We start from the raw sequence: 24,185 nt of genomic DNA, 5'->3' as shown, positions 1-24,185 counted from the left end.
CACTAAATACAAGCAGAGGACAATGGAAACTCATAATTATAATAAAAGGAAGAGTAAAATAACTATAATTTTCTTTTTTAATTGGAGGCTTAAATTTGAATGATAGTTTTGAATCTGAGATTCATACTCCAAAAGTAATATATTTTCTATTTAATTGGATTTTGATTATTTATTTTATAAATGGATTTCTTTCATTTTATCTCTTTTTCGTTGCATTTGTTTTGGGGTTGCCTGGTGTTTATTGTGGTTTTCAATTTGTGAAGGGAGATTTAAAATACTTAAAGTGGGCATTAAGGCTAACTAAAATTCAATCTGCTACAATTGCCATTTATGCTTTAATACTTATACTGTATTACTTATGGTTTGGTGGCCCAACTATCCCACCTAAATGGCAATATTATGCACCAATAGTAATAACACTAGGACTAAGCTGCATCGTAGGCTTTATACCAACATTCCCTCTATTCTTCTTATCATCAATGATATTTCCATACAATATAGTTAACGCATCCTTATTAATGGCAACATTATCAATCGCCATAACCATAATTGCACACATCACAATCCAAAAAATCCTCCAAAAAGAAGAAGTGAAGAAATTCTTCAAAATAAAGAATAACAACACAATATAAAATACTAAAAATTCAGCTCCATCTGATAAATGGCAAATAATTTTTAATATTTATGATGCTTAGGACATTTCTAGTGAACAGGGAACTCGACTATAGTTTGATGACTAGAATTTCATGTTTAGATGAGTTAGCCATTTTGGAAAAATAGGCAATAATTAAGATAATAATTGGTGGCCACTGTGTGGAGGAATGCTAGTAAACTTATTGATATCTGGTTTTTTATTAGCTATTTTGCTAATGTATTTTGCCTCATACCCTTGGCAATTTATGGTTTGATCCAACAATACCTCCAGAATAGTATTTCCATACTCCAGTAATTTTAACTCTAGCTATTTCATGCCTCGGCGGCTTTCTTCCAGCAATAATAATGCCAGTATTTCTTTTACCCTTATATTCTTTTTTCTATCGTCACAACCTTGCTTGGGATATATAATGACACCAATATCTTCTTTTATAATACTTATTATAACCTATATTTTAATACAAAAAACTTTAAAATAAGAATTCCATAGTTACTCCTTCTTTCAAGAATTAGGATAGTTAAAGCTTTTCTTGAGGTTCAAGGTGAAGTTATTGTGGTTGTTTCAAGTGTTCATGCATTATGCATGATGCTTCAAAGACTCTGCCTAGCAAATTGGCTTTAGGCTTTAGTTTGAGGGCTAGAATTACCTATCTAGATGAGCTTAGCCATTTGGAGGTTATGAGAAAATATTTAATTTTGAAGCTGATGAAAAGGAAGAGTTAATACTTCATAATAATCCGACAAATTCTAAGAAGAATGAATAAAACACTACAAACAACTGAAATTAAAATATTAATACATAAAATACTGCTACAAGAATTAAGTGTAGTCGTTATGAAGGGTTAAATTTATTTTTGTATTTTGGGTATTGTTGTTTGTCGGTGGGCTTGCTGATTTGATGATGAGGCCTGCATCATCTCTACTTTATTCTGTAAATAAAGCTTAAATAGTGCCTTTATATTTTCCCTACTAGCATTGATGGGTGATTGGTGTTGGCGTTTAGACATATAGTGCGTATTGCTGGTCAAGATGTGGATGGCTCTAAGAAGGTAGCTTATGCTATTTCCCAGATTAAGGGTATTGGTATTAATTTGGCTTATAGTATTGTTCGTTTAGCTAATATTGATCCTAATGCTCGTATTGGTTTTCTTTCTGATGCTGATATTAAGAGGCTTGAAAATATTGTTAGGAATCCTAAGAAGTATGGGGTTCCTGTTTGGATGTTGAATAGGAGGAAGGATTTGGAGACTGGTGAGGATTTACATTTAATTGGTTCTGACTTGGTTTTGCGTGTTAAGATGGATATTGATTTGATGAAGAAGATTAAGTGTTGGAAGGGTGTTAGGCATGCTCTTGGATTGAAGGTTAGGGGTCAGCGTACTCGGACTACTGGTAGGACTGGACAGACTGTTGGTGTTACTCGTAGGAGGAGGTAGAGGTTATGGGTGATCCTAAGCGTTCAAGGAAGAAGTGGAAGGGTCCTAGGCATCCTTGGAGGAAGGAGGTTTTAGAGGAAGAGCTTCGTTTAATGGGTCAGTACGGTTTGAGAAATAAGCGTGAGCTTTGGATTGCTAAGAGTATGATAGCTAGGTTTAGGCAGCAGGCAAGGCTTATGTTGGCTCTTCCACCTGAGGAGCTTAGGGTTAGGGAGCGTCAATTAATTAATAAGCTTTCTAAGTTGGGTTTGCTTCCTGAGGATGCTACTCTCGATGATGTTTTAGGGCTTAGGGTTGAGGATTTGCTTGAGCGTAGACTTCAGACTATTGTTTTCCGTAGAGAGTTTGCTAGGTCTATTTATGAGGCTAGGCAGCTTATTGTTCATGGTCATATTGCAATTAATGGTAGGCGTGTTACTTCTCCTGGATATATTGTGAGGAGGGATGAAGAGAATTTAATTGATTATGCTCCTGGAAGTCCCTTTAGGGAGAGGCCATTAACTCCTGTTGCTAGTAAGTCTGTGGAGGGTTAGTGGAATTGTCTATGGGTAGAACTGGTTTGAGGTGGGGTGTGGCTCATATTTATAGCTCATATAATAATACGATTATCCATATAACTGATCTTTCTGGAGCTGAGACTATTGCTATTTCTTCTGGTGGTGTTGTTGTTAAGGCTGATAGAGAGAAGCCTTCTCCTTATGCAGCTATGCAAGCTGCATTTAGAGCTGCTCAAGTTGCTAGGGATAAGGGGATTAATGCTATTCATATTAAGGTGAGGGCTCCTGGTGGTCATGGACCTAAGACTCCTGGTCCTGGTGCTCAAGCTGCGATTAGGGCTTTGGCTAGAGCTGGCTTTATAATTGGTAGGATTGAAGATGTAACTCCAATTCCACATGATACTACTAGGCGTCCAGGTGGCCGTAGAGGTAGAAGAGTATAGGTGGATTGGAGGTCCTACATTGTGGAGATATGCTTAGATAATTTGAGAATCAAGGTTTATTATATTGATAAAAGGGATTTAGAGGATCTTGCTTTTTGTGCTTATTTGTCTAGGAAGAATCCCTTGTGGATTAAGGGTCTTGTGATATGTGCTTGTTGTGATTTTCTTGATGCTAGGACTATTGCAAGGGAGTTTTTGAGGAATAATGTTATTTTAATGGAGCAGGTTTGCTACTCCTTTAAGGAGAATTATGATAGGGTTGTTAAGGTGAAGGATGGGGATGTTGTTATTGACGCTCCTCTTATTAGGGCTTATGGTGTTTTTAGGTTTTTAGGTGAATATCTATTAAAGAAGATTGCTTCAGGTGAGTTGGAGGGTTGAATTTTAGTCATAAAATTTAAATCCTTCTCTTGTAATTCTCCCTTCTAGCTTATATATGTGAGGTTGCGTTGATGCAGGTTGAGGTATTGGAGATTACGGATAAATATGCCCGTTTCATATTGAGTGGTGTTGATGTTTCATTTGCAAATGCACTTAGGAGAATTATGATAGCTGAGGTCCCATGTATGGCTATTAATGAAGTTGTCATTCTAGATAATACTTCCCCGATGTTTGATGAGATTTTGTCTCATCGATTGTCATTGATTCCAATTAGAACTGATTTGGATCGATTTTTATTTCCTGATGAATGTGAGTGTGGCGGTATTGGTTGTCCTCGTTGTCAAGTTACTTTGATTTTGGATGTTAGGGCTGATGAGGAGTCACGTATAGTTTATTCTGGAGATTTATCTTCTAGTGATCCTTTCGTTAAGCCTGTTAGTGATAAGATTCCTATAGCTAAGCTTGCGTCTAATCAGAGAATTTTCTTGGAGGCTTATGCTAGGCTTGGTAGGGGTAAGGATGGGGCTAAGTGGCAGCCTGTTTCTGCTTGTGCCTATAAATATATGCCTAGGATTATTGTTTCATCTGATAAGTGTATTAATTGTGGGGATTGTATTGAGGCTTGTCCGAGGGGGGTTTTAGAGTTTGATGAGAATAAGCTTCCATATTTGAGGGATTATTTGAATTGTAATTTATGTAGGGCTTGTGAGGATGTTTGTGAGGTTGAGGCTATTAAAGTGGATCCTGATGAGAACACCTTTATATTCTATGTTGAGTCTACTGGTGTTCTTCCTGTTAGTGAAATTATTGTGTGTTCAGCTAGGATTTTAGCTGACAAATGTTCAGAGCTTATTGACGCTTTAAGTGAAGGAGGTGGAGAGGAGTGAAGAGGACTGGTCCAACAAATGTTCAAGTCAGGAAGCTTATTAGATTTTTGAGGAAGGCTTCTAATATGTATAATGTTGAGATTTGGAGGGATGTTGCTGAGAGGTTGAATGCTCCTAGAAGGAGGAGAGTGGAGGTTAATTTGAGTAGAATTCAAAGATATACTGTTGCAGGTGATGTTGTTGTAGTTCCAGGTAAGGTTTTGGGTTCTGGTGTTTTGGATCATCCAGTTACTGTGGGTGCTTTAGCTTTTTCCCGGAAGGCTTATGAGAAAATTCGGAGTGTTGGTGGTGAGTGTCTATCTATTTTGGAGCTTGTTGAACGTTTTCCTAGGGGGAGTGGTGTTAAGATTTTGGGGTGAAGGTAATGTCAAGTGAGCTTATCGTCATTAATGGAGAGAATATGATTATGGGTAGACTTGCAAGTGTAATTGCAAGGAGGCTTTTGGAGGGTAAACGTGTAGTTGTAGTTAATGCTGAGAAGATTGTTATTTCTGGGAATAAGCGTAGTATTGTTAGGGAGTATAAGGAGATGCTTGAGATTGGTACTTTGAGGAATCCTAAGCGTGGACCTAAGCATTTTAGGAGGCCTGATAATATTTTTAAGGATGTTGTTAGAGGTATGTTACCGAAGAATAACTATCGTGGTAGAAGTGCTCTTAAGAGGCTTAGGGTTTATATTGGCTTTCCTGAAGAGTTTAAGCGTTACAAGGCTATTATTATTCCGGAGGCTGATGCCAGTAGGCTTGGTAGGAAATATGTTTTACTAGGTGATGTGGCTAGGGAGATTGGCTGGAAGGGGTGAAATTTATGGTTAAGATCTTGGTTACTAGTGGTAAGAGAAAAACTGCTGTGGCTAGGGCTACCTTTAAAGCTGGGAGAGGTAGAGTTTTGATTAATAGGCGGCCAATAGAGTTGTATGAGCCTGAGATTGCTAGGTGGAAGATTCTTGAACCCTTATTGCTTGCTGGTGAGAGTCGGGTTAGCAAGGTTGATATTGAAGTTTTTACTCGTGGTGGAGGTTTTATGGGGCAGGCTGATGCTGCTAGAATGGCTATTGCGAGGGGTTTAGTTAAGTGGTTTAAGGATGAGAAGTTGAAGAGGCTTTTCTTAGATTATGATAGGACTATGCTTGCAGGTGATCCTAGGAGGACTGAGCCTAAGAAGTTTGGTGGTCCTTCTGCTAGGAGGAGGCGGCAGAAGTCTTATAGGTAGGTGTTTGATATGATGGTTCCAATTAGATGTTTTAGTTGTGGTGCTTTGATTGGAGATAAGTATGAGGAGTTTGAGAGGAGAGTTAGGAGTGGTGAGAATCCAAGTAGAGTTCTTGATAGTTTAGGTATTAAGAGGTATTGTTGTAGGAGAATGCTTTTGAGTCATATTGAGTTGATTGATGAGGTTATTAAGTTGCATGAGGTTTATGGTGGTTATAAGAAGATTAGGAGGAGCTAGTTTGACTTTTCTGCCTACGACTATTAGGGATGCTGTTGCTAGGAAGGTTTTTGATAGTAGAGGTTCTTTTTCTATTGAAGTTGATATTTATACTGAGTCTGGTTTTGGTAGTTTTTCTTCGCCGGGTGGTGCTAGTAGAGGTAGGTATGAGGTTGTTGCTTTTCCTGTTGGTGGGGTAGATGAGGCTATTTCTATTTTTGAAAGCGATGTTGCTCCTGAGCTCATAGGTTTGGATTCTTCTAATCAATTTGAAATTGACAGTGTTCTTATTCAGATTGATGGTACTGATAATTTTTCTAAGATTGGTGGTGCCACTGCAATTTCAACTTCTATTGCTAATGCTAAGGCTGCTTCTTCCTCGTTAGACTTGCCATTATATCGATATTTAGGTGGTATGTTATCCTATGTTTTACCTTTGCCTTTAGGTAATGTTGTTGGTGGTGGTCTTCATTCTAGGGCTGGTTTACTGGATGTTCAGGAGATATTAGTTTTACCTCTTGATGTTGATTGTTTTCTTAAGGCTGCAGAGGTAAATGTTTCTGTTTATTGGAGGATTTTGAGGGAGGTTCCTTCAAATGTTGTGCTTGGACGTAATGATGAGGGTGCTTGGATTGTGAATTTAGAGTTTAAGGATGCTTTGAAGCTTGTTAGACGTGCATGTGATTATGTTGAGGAGAAGTTTGGTGTGAAGATTGGTGTTGGTGTTGATGTAGCTGCTTCCTCATTGTGGGATGAAGGTAAGGGTAAATATGTTTATCGTAGGATGGGTTTGAGTTTTACTTCTGAAGAGCAGTTTAAATTTGTTAAGAGTCTTATTGAGGAGTTTAACTTAGTTTATGTTGAGGATCCATTTAGGGAGGATGATTTCTCTTCTTTTGCTGAGTTGACTGAACTTTTTTCTGATAGGCTTATTTGTGGTGATGATCTTTATGTTACTAATGCTGAGAGGATTAGGTATGGTTCCCGTGAGGGTTGCGGTAACTCTGTTATAATTAAGCCTAATCAAGTTGGCACTTTGACTGGTGTAGTTCTAGCTGTTGACACTGCTTTAACTAGTAATTTTATTCCAATTATGTCTCATAGGTCTGGTGAGAATGTGGATTCCAGTATTGCTCATTTAGCTGTTGCTTTTCGTTGCCCTATAATTAAGACTGGTGTTGTTGGTGGTGAGCGTATTGCAAAGATCAATGAGCTTATAAGGATAGAGGAGGATTTAGGTGAGAAGGCTGAGATAGCTAGATTGGAGGTATATTAATAATGGCTGACGAGTCTTCTGAGTTATTGGTTCCATTAGAGGTCTATTTAGCTGCTGGCCTCCATATTGGTACTAGAATTAAGACTAAAGCTATGTTACCTTTTATTTATCGTGTTAGACCTGATGGCCTATATGTCTTAGATGTTAGGAAAATTGATGAGAGAATTAGGATTGCAGCAAGATTTATTGCTTATTTTCCCCCCCATAAGGTTGTAGCTATTTCTTCTAGGCAGTATGGATGGCAACCTGTAGAGAAGTTTGCTGCTGTAACTGGTGCTAAGGCTATTACAGGCCGTTTTATACCTGGTACTTTTACTAATCCAAGGCTTCCAACATATGTTGAACCTAGTGTTGCCATTGTTACTGATCCTAGGGCTGATGAGCAAGCCATTGATGAAGCTGCTAAGGTTGGTATCCCAATTATTGCTCTTTGTGATACTGATAATAGGGCTAGTTTTGTTGAGCTAATTATTCCAGTTAACAATAAGGGTAGGAAGGCATTGGCTTTGACTTTCTGGTTATTGGCAAGACAAGTTTTGAGGTATAGGGGTGACATTCCTCCAGATGGAGATTTACCTGTTTCTGTTGAGGAGTTTGAAGCTAAGCCTGAAGTCTATTAGGCTTAAACAATAGTTCTTTTAAATCTCGTTTGCTATAAACTATTATTTGGTGAGTTGGCTTGAAAGTTCGTAATCCAGTTGTTGCTGGAATGTTTTATGAATTTAATCCTGAAGCATTGAAGAAGAGAATTGAATGGTGTTTTAAGCATAGGATTGGTCCTGGAGAGGTTCCTAGACCTGTAATTGATGGTCCTAGAAGGATTGTTGGTCTAATTTGTCCACATGCTGGCTATATGTATTCTGGTCCAGTGGCAGCTTGGAGTTACCATGCTTTGGCCAGGGACGGTAAGCCTGATTGCTTCATAATTTTAGGTCCAAATCATACTGGTTCTGGTGCTGTAATTTCAATTATGACTGAGGGGAGGTGGCGTACACCTCTCGGTGATGTGAAGATTGATTCTAATTTAGCTAAATTAATTTTAAAGTATGCAGAGGTAATTGAGGAGGATGAATATGCACATCTATCTGAACATTCTATTGAAGTTCAATTACCTTTTCTACAATACCTGTATGGTGATTTCTCCTTTGTACCTATATGTATGATGCTTCAAAACTATGATGCTGCCCTTAAGGTTGGCCAGGCTATAGCTAGAGCTGTTTTAGATAGGAATGTGGTTGTTATTGCTAGTACTGATTTCTCTCATTATGAACCTCATGAAGTTGCTTCTAGAAATGATGCTGCTGTTATTGATAAAATTTTAGAATTGGATGCTAAGGGTATGATGGATGTAGTTTTTAAGCGTAGAGTTTCAATGTGTGGTCCTGGCCCTACAGCAGTTGCCTTGATTGCCAGTAAACTTCTTGGTGCCAGTAGAGTTGAGAAGTTGAAGTATTCGACTTCAGGTGATGTTTCGGGAAATTATCATACTGTTGTTGGTTATGCTTCAATTGTAATTTATAGGTGATTTTTTGTCGGTGATTGCCTCTGCTCCTGCTAAGGTGATTATAGTTGGTGAACATTTTGTAGTTGAAGGTGAACCTGCTATTGCGGCTGCTATAAATTTGAGGGCTAAGGTTAGAGTTGATTTAATTAAAGGGCGGATAGTTGAATTTAGGACTGTGGATTCTGTTTTTTCTGCCAAATATTTTCTTGATGACCTTAGTTTAATTGAGTCTATTGGTGATAGTTCAGTTTTCTTTGAGCCTCTAAGGGTTTTGGTGATGCGGGCCAGTGAGTACTTTAACTTTAAGGATGGTTTTAAGTTGACCATTGATTCTAAGATTCCCATCGCTGTTGGTTTGGGTTCATCTGCTTCAGTTTTAGTTGCTTCTGCTGCGGCTTTATGTAAAATGTTTTTAGGTCGAGTTAATAGAAAGATTGTTTTATCTCTTGCCTCTGAAGCTGAGGAGGTTGCTCATGCAAGGCCTAGTGGTATTGATCCAACTATTGCAACTTATGGTGGTATTTTAATTTATAGGAAGGATGAGGGTTTCATTAGATTGAGGGTTAAGAAGAGTTTTCCTATAGTTATTGGTGTTACTGGTATATTGAGGTCTACTGGTGAGATGGTTACTAGGGTTAGGTCCTTGAAAAAAGTTTTCCCAGAGGTTTTTGATCCACTATATCATTCAGCTGGACACTTGGTTATTGAGGCTGCTCGAGCAATTGAGGAGGGTGATTTAGTTAAGCTAGGTATTTTAATGAATATTAATCATGGTTTGCTTTCTGCAGTTAATGTTTCAAATTTGGAGCTTGAAAAACTTGTTTATGCTGCTAGGTCTGCGGGGGCTTTTGGTGCTAAGATTACTGGTGCTGGGGGAGGTGGATCTATTATTGCGGTTTGTTCTAATGAAAATATTGGGGAAATTGTTTCTGCTATTGAGGCTGCTGGTGGAAGGGCTATTATTGCTAAAATAACATTGAGGGGTGTTTCTGTAGGTGTGTGTTAAACCTTTAGTTATAGTTAAGTTTGGTGGTAGTGCTATAACCTTTAAGGATGAATTTAAAAAGGCTAATATTAAGGTTATTAAGCGTTTGGCCAGTGAGGTTTACAATGCTATTTCTTATGTTGATTTAATAGTTGTTCATGGTGGCGGTTCTTTTGGTCATCCTCTTGCACATAGATATAACTTGGTTGGGGGATTTATTAGTGATGGTCAATTGATTGGTTTGGCTGAAACAAGATTTGCTATGAATGAGTTGAATCAAATAGTTGTTGAAGCTTTAATTGACTCCGGTGTCCCTGCAGTTACTGTTCAGCCTTCCTCATGTATTGTTTTGAGGAATGGTTCTATTCATCATTTTTATCTTGAGCCTATTAAGTGTATTTTAAAGTTGAATTGTGTTCCAGTTTTGTTTGGTGATGTAGTTTTTGATGAAGTTTTAGGATTCACTATCTTGTCTGGGGATAAGATTGCTTCCTACTTGGCTTTGAGGTTTAATGCTAGGCGGCTTGTTTTTGCATGTGATGTTGATGGTGTTTATACTTCTGATCCTAAGGTTGATTGTAATGCTAAGTTTATTTCTGAGATTGATGCTGAGGAGTTGGCTGTTTTTTTGGAAGGTTTTTCTGTTGGGGATGCCTTAGTTTTTGATGTGACTGGTGGGATTGTCGGTAAGTTGAGGGAGATAGTTGAGCCTGCATTGAAGGGTGTTGAGGTTTTAATTGTTAATGCGTTGAAGTCTGATTTTGTTAGGAGGGCTATTTTAGGCGAAGAAGTTAAGTGTACTAGAATAGTTAAGCATTTTAGAGAGTAATATTTAGGTTATTATCAACTTGCTTTTAATTGATGGAGGTTTGGGGATTGAGCGATTTTAATGATAAGTTTCAAGCTAATTTAACTTTTAATCGGAAGATTGATCATTTGAGGATTTGTTTGAATAAGAATGTTTCATTTAAAGATAAGTTTACTGGTTTTAGTGATGTTGAGTTTATTCATAGAGCTCTTCCTGAAATTGATTTTGATGAAATTTCCTTAGAGACTTTTCTGCTTGGCCATAGGCTTAAGGCTCCAATTGTGATTTCAGCTATGACTGGTGGTAGTAGATTAGCTATGAAGATCAATGAGATTTTGGCCAGAGTTGCTGAGAAGCTTGGAATTGGTATGGGTGTTGGTAGTCAGAGGGTTGCATTAGAGAATCCTGATCTTTCACCTACTTTTTCTATTGTGAGGGAAGTTGCGCCTAATGCTTTTTTGATTGCTAATCTAGGTGCTGCTCAGCTTTCTCTGGGGTTTGGTTTAGATGAGGCTAAGAGGGCTATTGATATGATTGATGCTGATGCATTAGCTATTCATTTGAATCCTTTACAGGAAATTGTTCAATGTGAGGGTGAGCCTAAGTTTAGAGATGTTCTCTCTAAAATTAGTGAGTTGGTTGATGGGTTGGATGTTCCTTTGATTGTTAAGGAGACTGGTTCAGGTATTTCTATGGAAGTTGCAGTTCTCCTTGAAAAGTGTGGTGTTAAGTGTGTTGATGTTGGTGGTGCTGGGGGGACGAGTTGGGCTGCTGTTGAGTATTATCGAGCATTGGAGGCTAATAATGACTTGTATGCTTCTTTGGCTAAATTATTTTGGGATTGGGGCATTCCTACTGTTATAAGTACTTGTGAAGTTAATTATGCTACTAATCTTGAAATTATAGCTACTGGTGGTGTTAGGAGTGGTTTGGATGTAGCTAAGGCTATTGCTCTTGGCGCTTCTAGTGCTGGTATTGCACTTCCACTTCTTAGACCTGCTTATGAGAGAGGTGTTGAGGGTGTGATAGATTTTCTTAATAAGATTATTTTAGAGCTTAGAACTACAATGTTTCTTGTTGGTGCGAAATCTATTTCTGATTTGAAGAGTGTTCCTTTGATTATTAGTGGATTTACTGGTGAATGGCTTAGACTTCGAGGTGTTAATTTAGAGGCCTTCTCTAGACGGAGTGGAAATGTTTAAATTGTGTTGATATTTATTTGGTGGAGGTGTTTGTAGTGGGGTTAATGGAAGTAGTTCGATCTTATTCTGTTAGAGTTGATGAGTTCATTTTTAACTTGCTTTCAGATGAGCTTAAACCTGTGGAGCTTTATGATGCATCTAGGCATCTTATTAGGGCGGGAGGGAAGCGTGTTAGGCCTTTTCTTGTTATTCAGTCTTGTAGGGCTGTTGGTGGAAATGAAGAGTCTGTTCTTCCAGCGGCTGTTGCTGTCGAGTTAATTCACAATTTTACTCTTATTCATGATGATATTATGGATCAGGATGAGCTTAGGAGGGGTGCGCCTACAGTTCATGTTTTGTGGGGTCTTTCAACTGCAATTTTAGCTGGCGACTTGCTTTTCTCTAAGGCTTTTGAGGCTCTTTTTATGTGTTCTTCTTATCCGGGTATTTCTTCTGAGAGTCTTGTTGAGGCTGGGCGTAGACTTGCATCTGCTGTTAGCACTATAGCTGAGGGTCAAGCTTTAGATATGTCTCTTTCTGGTAAATTGAAGGATTTTCAGATTGGTGAGGAGGATTATTTTGAAATGATTTATAAGAAGACTGCTTCTTTATTTAAGGTTTCATGTGAGATTGGAGGTATACTTGGAGGTGCGAATTCTATAGAGTTGAATGCACTTTCAGAATATGGTGAGCATATTGGAGTTGCTTTTCAAATGAAGGATGATATTTTAGGAATTATGGGTGATGAGAATGTTTTAGGTAAACCTGTGGGGAGCGATTTAAGGGAGGGAAAGTGCACCCTTATACTTATTCATGCCCTTAGGCATGCTTCTGATGAGCAGAGGAAAATTATAATGAATGTTTACGGTAGAGAGAATATTTCATATGAAGAGGTTAGGCTTGTTATTGATGTTTTGAGGGATCTAGGTTCAATAGAGTATGTTGAGAATATTGCAAGGAAAAGAATAGTGCTTGCTAAGAATTCTCTTAAAGTTTTAGGTTCGAGTGAAGCTAAGAGTTTATTGCTTGATTTAGCTGATTTTATAGTTGCTAGAAGATATTGAGGTTTTGCTGGATGTTTCCTAGAGTTTTCATGAGAATTTCTGAGGATGAACTTTCAAAGTATGTATTGGATGGGATTGTTCAGAGGAGATTGCTTGTTTTATTTGATGGTGGTTTTAGGGTTTTTGATGTTGGCGATGCCTTGAGTTGTATGGGTGAATTTTATGTTCAAGAGATTTATGATGATGCTTATAAATGGATGGTTGATTTGGAGTCTGGAATTATTTTGAAAGATTGTGTTATACTCCCCTCTAAAGGTGTGGATCCTATTATTCTTAGGAGGGGGGATAAGGTTTGCTTAATGGAGGCCATTGGAAGGAATATTCACTCCTTTGTTAATCCTGGTGATGAAGTTTTTGTTGGTATGCGGATTGCTGCTATCTTTACTTGTAAGAGGGAGGTTAGATATTTAAGGTCGTCTGTTAAAGGTAGGGTTGTATATGTTGTTCAGATTGGAGATAAGCCTCAACGTTATCTCTTTATTATAGCTCCATTTGAAGGATGTGATGGATAGTATGTCTATTGAACTTTCTCCTGAGTTGGAGTTGTTGATTAAAAAGTATGCTCTTCTTAATGCTTATAGACATGAGGGTAAAGCTAGATTATCCCCTGTTATCTCTAAGATTTTAGGTGAGCGACCTGATTTAAAGAGGGTTGTTAAGCAACTTATACCCCATGTTGAGCGTATTATTAATGAAGTTAATTCTCTGAGTGTTGATGAGCAGAGGGTTTTAATTGAGAGTTACTGGCCTGAATTGATGGTTGAGAAGAAGAGGGTGGAGGTTAAGGGTTTACCTCCTCTTCCTAATGTTGAGAGATTTAAAAGGGTTAGAACTAGATTTGCTCCTAATCCAGATGCTCCTCTTCATCTGGGGAGTGCTAGGCCTATTATTTTATGTCATGAGTATGCGAGGATGTATGATGGAGTTTTTATTTTAAGGTTTGAGGATACTGATCCTAAGACTAAGCGTCCTATTATTGAGGTCTATGATTGGATTAGAGATGATTTAATCTGGCTTGGTGCTGGGTGGGATGAGGAGTATATTCAGTCTGATAGACTTGAAATTTATTATGGTTATGTTGAAAAGTTGATGGAGATGGATGATGCATATGTTTGTACTTGTCCTAGGGATGTTTTCAGCAAGTTTAAAGCTTCGAGGAAGCCTTGTCCCTGTCGTTCTAGGTCTGTTGAGGAAAGTTTGGAGTTATGGGACAGGATGAAGGTGGGTGAGATTGAGGAGGGTGGTGCTGTTGTTAGGATTAAAACCGATATGGCTCATCCTAATCCGGCTATTAGAGATTGGGTTGCTTTTCGTATAATAGATGTTGAGCGATATCCTCATCCTAGACCTGAGATTGGTAGTAAGTACTGGGTTTGGCCTACATATAATTTTGCCTGTGCAATTGATGACCATGAAATGGAGATTTCACATATTTTGAGGGGGAAGGAGCATATTAGTAATACGGTTAAGCAACAGTATATTTACAAGTATTTTGGTTGGGATTATCCTGAGGCTATACATTTTGGACGTTTAAAGTTGACTGGTTGGGTTTTAAGTAAGTCTAGGATTGCTGAAGGTATTAGGAGGGGGCTTTTTAAGTCTTGGGATGATCCTAGATTAGGTACACTTAAGGCTTTAAGGAGGAGAGGTTTTCTGCCTGAGGCTATTAGGGAGCTTATTATTCAAGTTGGAGTTAAACCTGTTGAGTCTTCAATTTCTCTTGAAAATCTTTATTCTATTAATAGGCGTTTTATCGAGCCTATCGCTAATAGGTTTTTCTTTATAGATGATCCTGTGGTTTTGAGGGTTAAAGGTCTTATGTCCAGTAGAGTTGTAGCTAGAGTTCCATTTCATCCAAGTTTTCCTGAGAGGGGTTATAGGAAGGTGGAGTTACATGTTATGGATGGCTTGTTGGAGCTTTATATTTCTAGACGTGATCTGGATATTTTGAAGTCGGGTTTAACCTTTAGGTTGATGGGTTTGATGAATCTTAAGGTGTGTGTGGTTGAGGATAACTTTGTTGTGGCTGAATTTCATAGTTTTAATGTTGATGAATTGCCTTCTAGATCGCCTATAATTCATTGGCTTCCCTGTGATAGATGGATTAAGGCTAGGGTTGTGATGCCTGATGCCTCTGTGATTGATGGTATTTGTGAAGAGTTTTGTGGAAGATTGAGGGTTGATGATAGAATTCAATTTGTTCGTTTTGGTTTTGTTAGATTGGACGAAGTTGATGATGTTCTTATTTTCTATTATACGCATCCTTAATCAGAAAAGTTTAATAAGTAGATTTTCACCGAATTTTATAACGCATGATTCGATGAGTGAGGTGAGATGATGTCTAAGCCGTTTTATGTTAGATTTGAGGTTCCATCTGAATTGGCTGAAAAAAGTTATGAGGCTTTACAGATTGCGAGGGATACGGGGAGGATTAAGAAGGGTACTAATGAGACTACAAAGGCTGTTGAGAGAGGTTTAGCTAAGCTTGTCTATATTGCTGAGGATGTTGATCCGCCTGAAATTGTAGCGCATTTACCGCTTCTCTGTGAGGAGAGGAAAATACCTTACATTTATGTTCCAAGTAAAGTTAAGTTAGGTAGGGCTACAGGTATAGAGGTTGCTGCTGCCTCTGCATGTATTATTGATCCTGGAGATGCCTCTGACCTAATTAAGGAGATCATCGCTGAGGTTGAGCGGATTAGAACTGGTGGCGTAAGTGAGGTTGGAGAGAAGGAAGAGTCTAAAGGGAAGACTAGGAAGCGTAAAGCTAAAAAGTGATTTGGGTAAAGCATAAATTCCCCCTAGTTTATTCATACTATAGCGGTGTTTAAGTTGAGCGGTACATATGATGCTACTCCTGCAGAAGTAATACAGATAATAGGTAGGACTGGTGTTACTGGAGAAGTTATACAGGTACGCGTACGTGTACTTGAGGGTAGGGATCGAGGTAGAATTTTGACTAGGAATGTTAAGGGGCCTGTAAGGCTTGGAGATATATTGATGCTCAGAGAGACTGAGAGGGAGGCTAGGAAGCTAACTCCTAGATAGAGGTGTCCTAGTTGAGTCTTCGTATTAGGAGATGTAGTTTTTGTGGCTCTGAGATTCCTAAGGGTTTCGGGATAATGTATGTTAGGAATGATGGCTCTATTCTTCACTTCTGTTCTAGTAAGTGTAGGAAGAATATGTTGATTTTGAAGCGGAAGCCATATAGGGTTAAGTGGGTTTTAAAGAGGGCTAAGACTAAATCTAAGTAGCTTATTTTATTTGTTAATAAGAGTTTTTAAATAGATTTAATTTAATTTGGCAGGAGGGTTATATATGTCAGATGCGGTTGAGAGGACGCTTGTATTAGTTAAGCCTGACGGTGTTGTTCGTGGACTTGTTGGGGAGATTATTAGTCGATTAGAGCGGAAGGGTTTGAAGATTGTTGGTTTGAAGATGTTGAAGCTTTCTAGGGAGAGGGCTGAGGAATTATATGCAGTTCATAGGGGGAAATCGTTTTTTGAGGGTTTAATTGGGTATGTTACTTCTGCGCCTATTGTTGCAATTGCTGTTGAGGGGAAGAATGCTGTTAGAGTTGTTAGGAATATTATTGGTTTGACTAATCCTGTTGATGCTAATCCTGGAACTATTAGAGGTGATTTTGCATTGAGTATTGATAGAAATATTGTTCATGCTGCTGATAGTGTTAGTAATGCTTTGAGGGAGCTTTCAATAATATTTAATTCGGATGAATTCTATTCATATAAAAGAGTCGACGAGGATTGGCTTTAGGGTATTGTTACTTATATATGCTGTTAGTATATTGGAGGATATAATGATGTCAAAAGAAAGGATAAGGCAACCTATAGTATGTGTGCTTGGACATGTTGATGTGGGTAAGACTGCTCTTCTAGATAAGATTAGAGGTACTGCTGTTATGCTTAGGGAGCCTGGAACAATGACTCAGCATATAGGTGCAAGTTTTATTCCGTGGAGTGTGTTAAGAAAGCTTTGTGGCCCTTTACTTAGTAGATTGAGAGTTGAAATTGAGGTTCCCGGACTCTTATTTATTGATACTCCTGGTCATGAAGCCTTTGTGAATTTGAGGCGTAGGGGGGGTTCTATTGCTGATATAGCGATTTTAGTTATTGATGTGACTGAGGGTTTTGAAAATCAGACCTATGAGTCTATTGAGATTTTAAGGGCTCGTAAAACTCCTTTTCTTGTTGCTGCTAATAAGATTGATAGGATTCCTGGCTGGAAGCCTGTTGAGGGCGCATGTTTTTTGGATAGTATTCGTAGGCAGGATGACTATATTGTTAAGCGTTTAGATGAGCTTATTCAATCAATAATCTATGAGTTTTATAAGCTTGGTTTTAAGGCTGATAGGTTTGATAGGGTTAAGGATTTTGCTAGAACTATCAGTATTGTACCAACTAGTGCTAAGACTGGTGAGGGTATTCCTGAGCTTTTAATGGTTTTAGCTGGTTTAACTCAGAGGTTTATGAGTGAGAGGTTAAGGTTTACTTCTGGTCCTGCTAGGGGTGTTGTTTTGGAGGTTAGAGAGGAGCCTGGACTTGGAACTACTATCGATGTCATAATTTATGATGGAATTATTAAGCGTGGAGATTTAATTGTGGTGGGTGGTCTTGAGAAGCCTATTGTTACTCGTGTTAGGTCGCTTCTGCTTCCTAAGCCCTTAGATGAAATGCGCTCTCCTGAGGATAAGTTTATGAGTGTTGATGAGGTTTCTGCTGCTACAGGTGTTAAGATTGTAGCTCCTAATTTGGAGGGTGTTGTTGCTGGTGCACCTTTACTTGTCGTTGATGATGTTAAGAGGATTGGTGAGCTTATTTCTCAGGTTGCTGAGGAAGTTTCTGGGTTGAGGCTTAAGAGGAAAATTTCAGGTGTTGTTTTGAAGACTGATACTTTAGGTTCCCTTGAGGCTCTCACGAGTTATTTGGAGCGTTTAGGTGTTCCAGTTAGATTTGCAGATGTAGGTCCGGTTTCTAAGAGGGATGTTGTTGAGGCTTCTATTGTGAAGGATTCTGATCCATATAGGGGTGTTATACTGGCTTTTAATGTTAAGGTTTTACCTGACGCTGAGGAGGAGGCTAAGAGTAGAGATATTAGAATATTTAGAGACGTGATTATTTATCGTTTAATTGAGGAATATCAGAAATGGTATGAAGAAATGGTTTATCGGGATCGCGTTAGAAAGTTTAGTGAGCTTATTAAGCCTGGTAAAATTAAGCTTCTTCCCGGATATGTTTTCAGAAGGAGTGATCCAGCTATTGTTGGGGTGGAGGTTGAGGTTGGTAGGATTTGTCCTGGTTACCAGTTGATGAGAGATGATGGTAAGATTATTGGAGAGATTATGCAAATTCAGGATAGGGGTAAGAGTGTTAAGGAGGCTGTAGCTGGACAGAGTGTTGCCATTTCAATTAAGGGGAATGTTATGGTGGGAAGACATATAAAGGAGGGTGATGTTCTCTACGTAAATGTACCTGAAAGCCATGTTAGGGTGTTGATTTCGGAGTTTAAGGGTATACTGTCTGATGATGAACTTGAACTCTTGAAGGAGTTGGGTAGAATTAGGAGGAAGGCTAGGAGGGTTGGTGGTGCCTGAGTTTAAGTTGGTTATTAGTGATCCTAAGAGTGGGAGAGCTAAGCAGATTACGATTAGTGAACCGGAGTCATATGCTCTAATTGGACTTAAAATTGGAGATGAAATTGATGGGTCTTCTATTGGTCTTCCAGGGTTACGATTGAGAATTACTGGAGGTTCAGATAAAGCTGGCTTCCCCATGCTTCCATATCTTCCTGGTGGGAGAAAGTATAGAATACTTCTTTCAGGTCCACCTGGCTTTAGACCTAAAGAGAAGGGTTTGAGGAGGAGAAAGATGGTTCGAGGAAATGTTATTACTGAGGATATTGTTCAGGTGAATATGGTGGTTGTGGAGGGGGAATTAAAATTTGAAGAGTTTGAGTCGGAAGAGTGAAGTTGAAGAGGTGGTTAAGCAGCCTGAATGTAATATTGGAACTACTGGTCATGTTGATCATGGTAAGACTACTTTGGTTCAAGCTTTAACTGGAGTTTGGGCTGCAAGGCATAGTGAAGAGTTAAAGCGTGGATTAACTTTAAAGTTAGGTTATGCTGATGCTAGTTTTAGGATTTGTCCTAATTGTCCTCCTCCTCAGCGATATACTACTGAGTCTATATGTAGGTTTTGTGGCTCTAAAACTATTTTGTTGAGACGTGTATCATTTGTGGATTGCCCTGGTCATGAGATGTTGATGGCTACTATGTTGTCTGGAGCTACTTTGATGGATGGTGCTTTACTTGTTATTGATGCGACGCAGCCATGTCCTCAACCTCAAACTAGGGAGCATTTAATTGCATTAGAGATTATTGGTGTTAAGAATATTGTCATTGTTCAGAATAAGGTTGAAATTCCTTCTAGGGAGAGGCTTTTAGAAAGTTATAATGAGATTTTAGATTTTGTTAAAGGCACGGTTGCTGAGAATGCTCCTATAATTCCTGTGTCTGCATTGCATAAGGCTAATATTGACGTCTTAATACAAGCTATTGAAGAGTATATTCCTACTCCCCAGAGGGATCCAACTAAGCCTCCGAGAATGCTTGTGGCTAGGTCTTTTGACGTTAATAAGCCTGGTACTCCTCCTGAGAAGCTTATGGGTGGTGTTTTGGGGGGTTCGATTATTCAAGGGAAGTTGAGGGTTGGAGATGAAATTGAAATTAGTCCTGGTCTACGTGTTGAGAGAATGGGTAAGGTTGAGTATGTTCCTCTCTATACTGAGATTATTAGTTTGAAGGCTGGTGAATTAGTGGTTGAAGAGGCGAATCCTGGTGGTTTAGTTGGTGTTGGCACCCTTCTTGATCCTTCATTGACGAAGGCAGATGCTTTAGTTGGTAATGTTATTGGTAAGCCTGGTACTCTTCCTCCAGTTTGGTATAATTTTTCATTTGAGGTTCATTTATTGGAATGGGTTGTTGGAACTAGAGAGTTACAAAAGGTTGAGCCAATTAGGTTTAAGGAGCCATTGATGATTAATGTTGGTACTGCAACTACTCTTGGAATTGTTACCGGTCTTTCTAGAGAGGAGGTTCATGTTACTTTAAGGAGACCTGTTTGTGCTGATGTGGGTGCAAGGATAGCTATTAGTAGGAGGATTAGTGGTCGTTGGAGGTTGATTGGATATGGCTTCATTAGAGGATGATAATAGGGTTAAAGTGGTTTTCGATTCTAATATGCTTTTAATGGCTGTACAGAAGCCCTTTAACCTCTTTGATGAGGTTTATAGAGTTTTGAACATGGCTTATAGGCCTATTGTTTTAACCGCTGTTAAAAACGAGCTGGATTACTTAGCTACTTTTGGTAGTCCTAAGGAGAGGAGGGAGAGTAGGCTTGCATTGGAATTGGTTAAGCGATGTGAGATTGTTGATTTCTGCTTTTTTAATGATGCCGATAATGCTATCTTAGAGTTTGCCCGCAAGTATAGGCGTGTGGTTGTAGCGACTAATGATATTGAGTTAAGAAGGAAGTTGAGGAAGCTTGGTGTCCCTGTGGTTTTTATGAGGGGTTTTGATCATTTGGATCTTGAGGGAGATATTTATTAATGTCAATGTCTCTAAGCTTTCTGGATTATCTTTATATTTAATTTGGAGGAATGTAGGGTGTATTATTTGTTGAGGATTTCTGATGTAGTTAGAATTCCCCCAGATAAATTTTCAGAGCCGCTAGAGGAAATTGCATTTGAAATTTTGAGGGAGAAGTATGAGGGACTTATTGATAGTGAACTTGGAATTATAATTGCAATTTCTAATATAGATGTATCTGATGTTGGTGTGATTATTCCTGGTGATGGTGCTACTTATCATGAGGTTAAATTTGATGCAATTGCATTTCTACCTCATGTCCAAGAAGTTGTTGAGGGGGAGATTGTTGAGGTTACTGATTTTGGTGCCTTTATACGTCTTGGACCTGTGGATGGTCTAATTCATGTTTCTCAAGTTATGGATGACTATATTGTTTATGATAAGCGTCGTGGTGCACTAATGGGTAGAGAGTCTCAGAGAATTTTACAGGAGGGTGACCTTGTTAGGGCTAGGATTGTAACTGTTAGTTTGTCTAGTAAGGGTGCTAGGGTTGGATTGACTATGAGGCAACCTTTCCTAGGTGTCCTATCTTGGATTGATGAGGATTTGAAGAGAATTAAGGGTGAAGTTGTAAGTGAAGTCAAGAAGTAGGGGATTTTCATGCCGCGTAGAGGTTTAATGTTTAAGGCTTGTAGGAAATGCCACTTTCTAGTTGACTTTGACGCTCAAGTATGTCCAAATTGTGGTTCTAAGGATTTTTCCGAGGATTGGAGGGGCTTAGTTATAATTTTAGATTCTTCTTCTGAGACTGCTAAGATCTTGGAGAAGAATAAGCCGGGGAAGTATGCAATTGAAGTACACTGAGAATACCTTTCAATTTACTGATTTAATGCTTCCCATAGACTTTAGAGAGCAGTTTAGGAGACCTTTTGGACTTATTTTTAGGGGTGATGAGTTGGAGGTGGGGAGGAGGCTTATAGGCTTTGTTGAGGAGTTTAATCCCTTGAAATTTATTTGTGTTGGTGACATGGTTTTACATTATATTTTATATTTCAATTTTGTTCCTGATTTGGCTATTGTTGATTTTAAGGTTTCTAGGAGAAGTGTAAGTTTTGATTTTGATATAAGTGTTTTTGATGGTGTTTTTAGGGTTTCTAATCCTGCTGGTTTTATAACTTGTAATGCTTGGATGGCTATTCAATATGCTTTAGCTCTTGATGGTAGATATTTAATTGAAGTTGATGGTGAGGAGGACTTATTGGCTCTTCCAGCTGTTTTATGTGCTCCTATTGGTTCCATTGTGTCTTTTGGATTGCCTGATGAGGGTGTTATGGTTGTTCCAGTTAATTTAATTTCTAGACGTGAGGCTTTTAGACTGTTGGGTTTACTTAAGCCCTGTAGCTCTGATTAAATTATATAAGTGGGTGTGTAGGATTTAGTCATCTAGTTAGAGGTGAATTGTAAATTGAGTGGCGAAAGATTTCGAATTGAGATTGTTGAGAAGAGGGATAATCCATTAATTGATAGAATTGAATTGGATGTTATAATTTATCATATCGGTTCAGGGACTCCTGATAGATTTAGTGTTAGAAGGGAAATTGCTTCTCAATTTAATGTGCCTTTAGATTGTGTTTATATTAGAAGTATTAAGACTGAGTATGGTATAGGTAGGAGTTTGGGGAGAATTCATATTTATCGTTCTCCTGAGAGAGCCAAGGTTATTGAGCCTGAATATATTAGGGCTAGAAATGAGCCCTCAAAGAAGGAGGAAGAGTAGAGCGGTTTATTTAAGGGGTTTATGATGTAATGTTAATTTTAGGTATAGAATGTACTGCTCATACCTTTGGTTGCGGTATTGCATCTTCAGAGGGTGAGATTTTAATTAACGTTAATGATGAGTATATTCCTCCTAGTGGTGGTATTCATCCTAGAGAGGCTGCTCGTCATCATTCAGCAGTAGCTCCCGAGATTATTAGAAGGGTTTTTGAGGAGTCTGGAGTCAGAGTTAGTGATATTGATGGTATCGCTGTTTCTCTTGGTCCTGGTTTGGGTCCCTGTTTGAGGACTGGTGCTACTGTTGCTAGGGCTCTATCAGTGTTTTTAGGTAAGCCTTTAATTCCAGTTAACCATTGTGTCGCCCATATTGAAATTGGTAGGTTGACTTGTAATCTTAATGACCCATTAGTTGTCTATGTTTCAGGTGGCAACACTATTATTGCTGCTTATGTTGAGGGGAAGTATCGTGTTTTTGGGGAGACTATGGATATTGCTTTAGGTAATTGTCTTGATGTTTTTGCTAGGAAGGCTGGTTTACCTCATCCTGGCGGTCCTCATGTTGAAAGACTTGCAAGGAAGGGTAAGAATTTTATTCAGCTACCCTACATTGTTAAGGGTCAAGATGTTTCTTTTTCTGGTCTTTTAACTGCTGCTTTGAGGAAGTTGGAGGAGGGTTTTAGATTGGAGGATCTATGTTATAGTTTGCAAGAAGTTGCATTTTCAATGATATGTGAAGTTGCTGAGAGGGCGATTACGCATACTAGGAAGAGGGAGGTTTTATTGACTGGTGGTGTTGCAGCTAATAGGAGGTTGCAGGAGATGTTGGGTCTAGTTGCAACTGAGCATGATGCTGTCTTTAAAGTTGTGCCTCGTGAGTATGCAGGGGATAATGGTGCAATGATTGCTTGGACTGGAGTTTTATCTTTAAAGCATAATATTATCCTCCCAGTTGAGGAGAGTTTTGTTAAGCCGAGGTGGCGTTTAGATCAAGTTGATGTCCCTTGGATGGAGGATTAATTTTGTCCTTGTTGAAGAAGGGTGCTGAAGCCTACTTATATGTTGACGAATGGTTTGGATTTAAGGTTATAAGGAAGGTTAGAGTTCCCAAGAATTTTAGAGTTCCTATTCTTGATGAGTATTTGAGGAGGTTTAGGACAGTTAATGAAGCGAAACTTCTAATGAAGTCGAGGTCATGTGGAGTTCCAACTCCAATTGTCTTTGATGTTGACTTATCTAGAACTACGATTGTTATGGAGTTTATTGAAGGGGAACTATTGAGGGATCTGCTTTCTAATCTTTCTAGTTTTGAGAGGCGAGATTTATGTAGAAAGATTGGTAGGTATATTGGTTTGCTACATTCTAACGGTATTGTTCATGGTGACTTGACGACTTCTAATATGCTTCTTCTTGACGGTAAGATCTACCTTATCGATTTTGGTTTAGGTGAGTTTACTAGAGAGATTGAGGCTATGGGTGTAGATTTGCATTTGATGTTGAGGGCTTTGGAAAGCACTCATTATAATATAGCTGATGAATGCTTTAGAAGTGTGGTTGAAGGATATAGTAGTGTTTTTGGTGAAGCTGAGAGGGTTTTAGGAAAGGTTGAGGAAATACGGTTGAGGGGGAGGTATGTTTCTGAGCGTAGACATAGATCATAAGCTTTTGTTTGTCACTATGAATAGGCATAAATTTGAGGAGGCTTTTCAAGTTTTAATTTCATTTGGAATTAAATTGGAGCAAGTGTCTATAGGGAGGGTTGAAGTTCAATCTAATGATTTAGAGGAAATTGCATTGATTAGTGCGAAGTGTGCTGTTAAAGCACTTAGAAAACCTCTTGTAGTTGAGGATGCAGGTCTCTTCATTGAAGCTTTAAATGGTTTTCCAGGTCCATTTTCATCCTATGTTTATAAAACTATTGGTGTGAATGGAATTTTGAAGTTGATGCTCGGCATCGAGAATAGAAGTGCATGCTTTAGATCTGCAGTAGCTTTTTGTTCTCCAGATGGTGTTTGTAGAGTGTTTATTGGTGAGGTTTTTGGGGAAATAGCTTATGAGGCTAGGGGTAGTGGTGGTTTTGGGTTTGACCCAATATTTATTCCCTATGGATCCAATGGGAGAACTTTTGCTGAAATGAATATTGCTGAAAAAAATTTATTTTCTCATAGGGCGAGAGCTTTTAGAGAGTTTGGTAAATGGTTTGTTAGGGAGATGTAAATAAACACTTAAATATTTTTGAGTGTTATTCGATTAAGATTTGTGGAG

At 38.6% G+C, this 24,185-nt stretch carries 35 protein-coding genes; all 35 read left to right on the top strand.

The genetic code is table 11. The annotated features are described in order from the left end of the window. Positions 1-95: 95 nt before the first annotated feature. Complete coding sequence (locus ACW8TM_RS06325) at positions 96-632, top strand: hypothetical protein (RefSeq protein ID WP_491532428.1); 537 nt, start codon at positions 96-98, stop codon at positions 630-632. Positions 633-1,233: 601 nt separating this feature from the next. Beyond that, entirely contained in the window at positions 1,234-1,377 is a 144-nt protein-coding gene (locus tag ACW8TM_RS06320) for a hypothetical protein (protein WP_491532427.1), read from the top strand. Between the two features lie 263 nt (positions 1,378-1,640). After that, positions 1,641-2,090, top strand: coding sequence for a 30S ribosomal protein S13 (locus tag ACW8TM_RS06315; protein ID WP_491532426.1), 450 nt, complete (start codon positions 1,641-1,643; stop codon positions 2,088-2,090). Between the two features lie 5 nt (positions 2,091-2,095). Next, positions 2,096-2,623 (top strand): 30S ribosomal protein S4, encoded by a 528-nt coding sequence (locus ACW8TM_RS06310; RefSeq protein WP_491532425.1) that lies wholly within the window; start codon positions 2,096-2,098, stop codon positions 2,621-2,623. 11 nt (positions 2,624-2,634) lie between these two features. Further along, positions 2,635-3,030, top strand: a complete 396-nt coding sequence (locus tag ACW8TM_RS06305) for a 30S ribosomal protein S11 (protein WP_491532436.1) — start codon at positions 2,635-2,637, stop codon at positions 3,028-3,030. After that, positions 3,031-3,411: a hypothetical protein gene (locus tag ACW8TM_RS06300; RefSeq protein ID WP_491532424.1), complete on the top strand. Its 381-nt coding sequence runs from the start codon at positions 3,031-3,033 to the stop codon at positions 3,409-3,411. It begins immediately after the preceding gene. A 71-nt stretch (positions 3,412-3,482) separates the two neighbouring features. Beyond that, complete coding sequence (locus ACW8TM_RS06295) at positions 3,483-4,298, top strand: DNA-directed RNA polymerase subunit D (protein ID WP_491532423.1); 816 nt, start codon at positions 3,483-3,485, stop codon at positions 4,296-4,298. Beyond that, complete coding sequence (locus ACW8TM_RS06290) at positions 4,295-4,657, top strand: 50S ribosomal protein L18e (RefSeq protein WP_491532422.1); 363 nt, start codon at positions 4,295-4,297, stop codon at positions 4,655-4,657. Before ACW8TM_RS06295 ends, ACW8TM_RS06290 begins: the two co-directional genes overlap by 4 nt. 5 nt (positions 4,658-4,662) lie before the next feature. Then, the gene (gene rplM, locus ACW8TM_RS06285; RefSeq protein ID WP_491532421.1) at positions 4,663-5,100 is read left to right on the top strand and encodes a 50S ribosomal protein L13; all 438 of its coding nucleotides are present in this window, start codon (positions 4,663-4,665) and stop codon (positions 5,098-5,100) included. 5 nt (positions 5,101-5,105) lie between these two features. Continuing rightward, positions 5,106-5,510, top strand: coding sequence for a 30S ribosomal protein S9 (locus ACW8TM_RS06280; protein ID WP_491532420.1), 405 nt, complete (start codon positions 5,106-5,108; stop codon positions 5,508-5,510). 9 nt (positions 5,511-5,519) lie between these two features. Beyond that, the gene (locus ACW8TM_RS06275; protein WP_491532419.1) at positions 5,520-5,747 is read left to right on the top strand and encodes a DNA-directed RNA polymerase subunit N; all 228 of its coding nucleotides are present in this window, start codon (positions 5,520-5,522) and stop codon (positions 5,745-5,747) included. A 1-nt stretch (position 5,748) separates the two neighbouring features. Further along, complete coding sequence (gene eno, locus ACW8TM_RS06270) at positions 5,749-7,002, top strand: phosphopyruvate hydratase (RefSeq protein WP_491532418.1); 1,254 nt, start codon at positions 5,749-5,751, stop codon at positions 7,000-7,002. 2 nt (positions 7,003-7,004) lie between these two features. Continuing rightward, complete coding sequence (gene rpsB / locus ACW8TM_RS06265; protein ID WP_491532417.1) at positions 7,005-7,622, top strand: 30S ribosomal protein S2; 618 nt, start codon at positions 7,005-7,007, stop codon at positions 7,620-7,622. Positions 7,623-7,681: 59 nt separating this feature from the next. Further along, entirely contained in the window at positions 7,682-8,527 is an 846-nt protein-coding gene (amrB, locus tag ACW8TM_RS06260; RefSeq protein WP_491532416.1) for an AmmeMemoRadiSam system protein B, read from the top strand. Between the two features lie 10 nt (positions 8,528-8,537). Continuing rightward, positions 8,538-9,512, top strand: a complete 975-nt coding sequence (gene mvk / locus ACW8TM_RS06255) for a mevalonate kinase (protein WP_491532435.1) — start codon at positions 8,538-8,540, stop codon at positions 9,510-9,512. Beyond that, entirely contained in the window at positions 9,502-10,320 is an 819-nt protein-coding gene (locus ACW8TM_RS06250; protein WP_491532415.1) for an isopentenyl phosphate kinase, read from the top strand. The genes mvk and ACW8TM_RS06250 overlap by 11 nt, the downstream gene beginning before the upstream one ends. A gap of 47 nt (positions 10,321-10,367) precedes the next feature. Continuing rightward, positions 10,368-11,501 (top strand): type 2 isopentenyl-diphosphate Delta-isomerase, encoded by a 1,134-nt coding sequence (gene fni, locus ACW8TM_RS06245; RefSeq protein WP_491532414.1) that lies wholly within the window; start codon positions 10,368-10,370, stop codon positions 11,499-11,501. Positions 11,502-11,545: 44 nt separating this feature from the next. After that, positions 11,546-12,544 (top strand): polyprenyl synthetase family protein, encoded by a 999-nt coding sequence (locus ACW8TM_RS06240; protein ID WP_491532413.1) that lies wholly within the window; start codon positions 11,546-11,548, stop codon positions 12,542-12,544. Between the two features lie 11 nt (positions 12,545-12,555). Beyond that, on the top strand, positions 12,556-13,056 hold the full coding sequence (locus tag ACW8TM_RS06235) for a DUF2118 domain-containing protein (RefSeq protein WP_491532412.1): 501 nt from the start codon (positions 12,556-12,558) through the stop codon (positions 13,054-13,056). A 1-nt stretch (position 13,057) separates the two neighbouring features. Beyond that, positions 13,058-14,812, top strand: coding sequence for a glutamate--tRNA ligase (locus ACW8TM_RS06230; protein WP_491532411.1), 1,755 nt, complete (start codon positions 13,058-13,060; stop codon positions 14,810-14,812). A gap of 69 nt (positions 14,813-14,881) precedes the next feature. After that, positions 14,882-15,322, top strand: a complete 441-nt coding sequence (gene rpl7ae / locus ACW8TM_RS06225) for a 50S ribosomal protein L7Ae (RefSeq protein WP_491532410.1) — start codon at positions 14,882-14,884, stop codon at positions 15,320-15,322. 54 nt (positions 15,323-15,376) lie between these two features. Beyond that, complete coding sequence (locus tag ACW8TM_RS06220) at positions 15,377-15,592, top strand: 30S ribosomal protein S28e (RefSeq protein WP_491532409.1); 216 nt, start codon at positions 15,377-15,379, stop codon at positions 15,590-15,592. Between the two features lie 11 nt (positions 15,593-15,603). Continuing rightward, the gene (locus tag ACW8TM_RS06215; protein ID WP_491532408.1) at positions 15,604-15,798 is read left to right on the top strand and encodes a 50S ribosomal protein L24e; all 195 of its coding nucleotides are present in this window, start codon (positions 15,604-15,606) and stop codon (positions 15,796-15,798) included. Between the two features lie 64 nt (positions 15,799-15,862). After that, on the top strand, positions 15,863-16,318 hold the full coding sequence (gene ndk, locus ACW8TM_RS06210; protein WP_491532407.1) for a nucleoside-diphosphate kinase: 456 nt from the start codon (positions 15,863-15,865) through the stop codon (positions 16,316-16,318). Between the two features lie 43 nt (positions 16,319-16,361). Next, positions 16,362-18,155 (top strand): translation initiation factor IF-2, encoded by a 1,794-nt coding sequence (gene infB / locus ACW8TM_RS06205; RefSeq protein ID WP_491532406.1) that lies wholly within the window; start codon positions 16,362-16,364, stop codon positions 18,153-18,155. Further along, the gene (locus ACW8TM_RS06200; RefSeq protein ID WP_491532405.1) at positions 18,148-18,528 is read left to right on the top strand and encodes a 30S ribosomal protein S6e; all 381 of its coding nucleotides are present in this window, start codon (positions 18,148-18,150) and stop codon (positions 18,526-18,528) included. The genes infB and ACW8TM_RS06200 overlap by 8 nt, the downstream gene beginning before the upstream one ends. A 10-nt stretch (positions 18,529-18,538) precedes the next feature. Next, positions 18,539-19,768 (top strand): translation initiation factor IF-2 subunit gamma, encoded by a 1,230-nt coding sequence (locus ACW8TM_RS06195; RefSeq protein ID WP_491532434.1) that lies wholly within the window; start codon positions 18,539-18,541, stop codon positions 19,766-19,768. Next, positions 19,749-20,168 carry a type II toxin-antitoxin system VapC family toxin gene (locus ACW8TM_RS06190; protein WP_491532404.1) on the top strand — a complete coding sequence of 140 codons (420 nt, stop codon included), beginning with the start codon at positions 19,749-19,751 and terminating at the stop codon, positions 20,166-20,168. The genes ACW8TM_RS06195 and ACW8TM_RS06190 overlap by 20 nt, the downstream gene beginning before the upstream one ends. A 57-nt stretch (positions 20,169-20,225) precedes the next feature. Next, on the top strand, positions 20,226-20,798 hold the full coding sequence (locus tag ACW8TM_RS06185; protein WP_491532403.1) for a DNA-directed RNA polymerase: 573 nt from the start codon (positions 20,226-20,228) through the stop codon (positions 20,796-20,798). Between the two features lie 9 nt (positions 20,799-20,807). Then, positions 20,808-21,011 carry a transcription elongation factor subunit Spt4 gene (gene spt4 / locus ACW8TM_RS06180; protein WP_491532402.1) on the top strand — a complete coding sequence of 68 codons (204 nt, stop codon included), beginning with the start codon at positions 20,808-20,810 and terminating at the stop codon, positions 21,009-21,011. Continuing rightward, a complete protein-coding gene (locus ACW8TM_RS06175; protein ID WP_491532401.1) occupies positions 20,998-21,558 on the top strand; it encodes a GTP-dependent dephospho-CoA kinase family protein in 561 nt (186 codons plus the stop codon). Before spt4 ends, ACW8TM_RS06175 begins: the two co-directional genes overlap by 14 nt. 54 nt (positions 21,559-21,612) lie before the next feature. After that, on the top strand, positions 21,613-21,924 hold the full coding sequence (locus ACW8TM_RS06170; protein WP_491532400.1) for a 30S ribosomal protein S24e: 312 nt from the start codon (positions 21,613-21,615) through the stop codon (positions 21,922-21,924). A 29-nt stretch (positions 21,925-21,953) separates the two neighbouring features. Next, positions 21,954-22,940 (top strand): KEOPS complex N(6)-L-threonylcarbamoyladenine synthase Kae1, encoded by a 987-nt coding sequence (gene kae1 / locus ACW8TM_RS06165; RefSeq protein ID WP_491532399.1) that lies wholly within the window; start codon positions 21,954-21,956, stop codon positions 22,938-22,940. A gap of 2 nt (positions 22,941-22,942) precedes the next feature. Then, the gene (locus ACW8TM_RS06160) at positions 22,943-23,581 is read left to right on the top strand and encodes a Kae1-associated kinase Bud32 (RefSeq protein WP_491532398.1); all 639 of its coding nucleotides are present in this window, start codon (positions 22,943-22,945) and stop codon (positions 23,579-23,581) included. Further along, the gene (locus ACW8TM_RS06155; protein ID WP_491532397.1) at positions 23,553-24,137 is read left to right on the top strand and encodes an XTP/dITP diphosphatase; all 585 of its coding nucleotides are present in this window, start codon (positions 23,553-23,555) and stop codon (positions 24,135-24,137) included. The genes ACW8TM_RS06160 and ACW8TM_RS06155 overlap by 29 nt, the downstream gene beginning before the upstream one ends. Positions 24,138-24,185 lie beyond the last annotated feature (48 nt).

Source organism: Candidatus Culexmicrobium sp., from assembly GCF_058356305.1.
This window is presented reverse-complemented; position numbering and strand designations above follow the sequence as displayed.

Coding starts and splice junctions, on each gene's coding strand:
- ACW8TM_RS06235 (WP_491532412.1), top strand. CDS start 12,556: ATGTTTCCTAGAGTTTTCATGAGAATTTCTGAGGATGAACTTTCAAAG.
- ACW8TM_RS06305 (WP_491532436.1), top strand. CDS start 2,635: ATGGGTAGAACTGGTTTGAGGTGGGGTGTGGCTCATATTTATAGCTCA.
- spt4 (WP_491532402.1), top strand. CDS start 20,808: ATGCCGCGTAGAGGTTTAATGTTTAAGGCTTGTAGGAAATGCCACTTT.
- ACW8TM_RS06310 (WP_491532425.1), top strand. CDS start 2,096: ATGGGTGATCCTAAGCGTTCAAGGAAGAAGTGGAAGGGTCCTAGGCAT.
- kae1 (WP_491532399.1), top strand. CDS start 21,954: ATGTTAATTTTAGGTATAGAATGTACTGCTCATACCTTTGGTTGCGGT.
- ACW8TM_RS06295 (WP_491532423.1), top strand. CDS start 3,483: ATGCAGGTTGAGGTATTGGAGATTACGGATAAATATGCCCGTTTCATA.
- ACW8TM_RS06275 (WP_491532419.1), top strand. CDS start 5,520: ATGATGGTTCCAATTAGATGTTTTAGTTGTGGTGCTTTGATTGGAGAT.
- rplM (WP_491532421.1), top strand. CDS start 4,663: ATGTCAAGTGAGCTTATCGTCATTAATGGAGAGAATATGATTATGGGT.
- rpsB (WP_491532417.1), top strand. CDS start 7,005: ATGGCTGACGAGTCTTCTGAGTTATTGGTTCCATTAGAGGTCTATTTA.
- ACW8TM_RS06320 (WP_491532427.1), top strand. CDS start 1,234: ATGCATGATGCTTCAAAGACTCTGCCTAGCAAATTGGCTTTAGGCTTT.
- infB (WP_491532406.1), top strand. CDS start 16,362: ATGATGTCAAAAGAAAGGATAAGGCAACCTATAGTATGTGTGCTTGGA.
- ACW8TM_RS06240 (WP_491532413.1), top strand. CDS start 11,546: ATGGAAGTAGTTCGATCTTATTCTGTTAGAGTTGATGAGTTCATTTTT.
- ACW8TM_RS06155 (WP_491532397.1), top strand. CDS start 23,553: ATGTTTCTGAGCGTAGACATAGATCATAAGCTTTTGTTTGTCACTATG.
- ndk (WP_491532407.1), top strand. CDS start 15,863: ATGTCAGATGCGGTTGAGAGGACGCTTGTATTAGTTAAGCCTGACGGT.
- ACW8TM_RS06280 (WP_491532420.1), top strand. CDS start 5,106: ATGGTTAAGATCTTGGTTACTAGTGGTAAGAGAAAAACTGCTGTGGCT.
- ACW8TM_RS06230 (WP_491532411.1), top strand. CDS start 13,058: ATGTCTATTGAACTTTCTCCTGAGTTGGAGTTGTTGATTAAAAAGTAT.
- ACW8TM_RS06190 (WP_491532404.1), top strand. CDS start 19,749: ATGGCTTCATTAGAGGATGATAATAGGGTTAAAGTGGTTTTCGATTCT.
- rpl7ae (WP_491532410.1), top strand. CDS start 14,882: ATGTCTAAGCCGTTTTATGTTAGATTTGAGGTTCCATCTGAATTGGCT.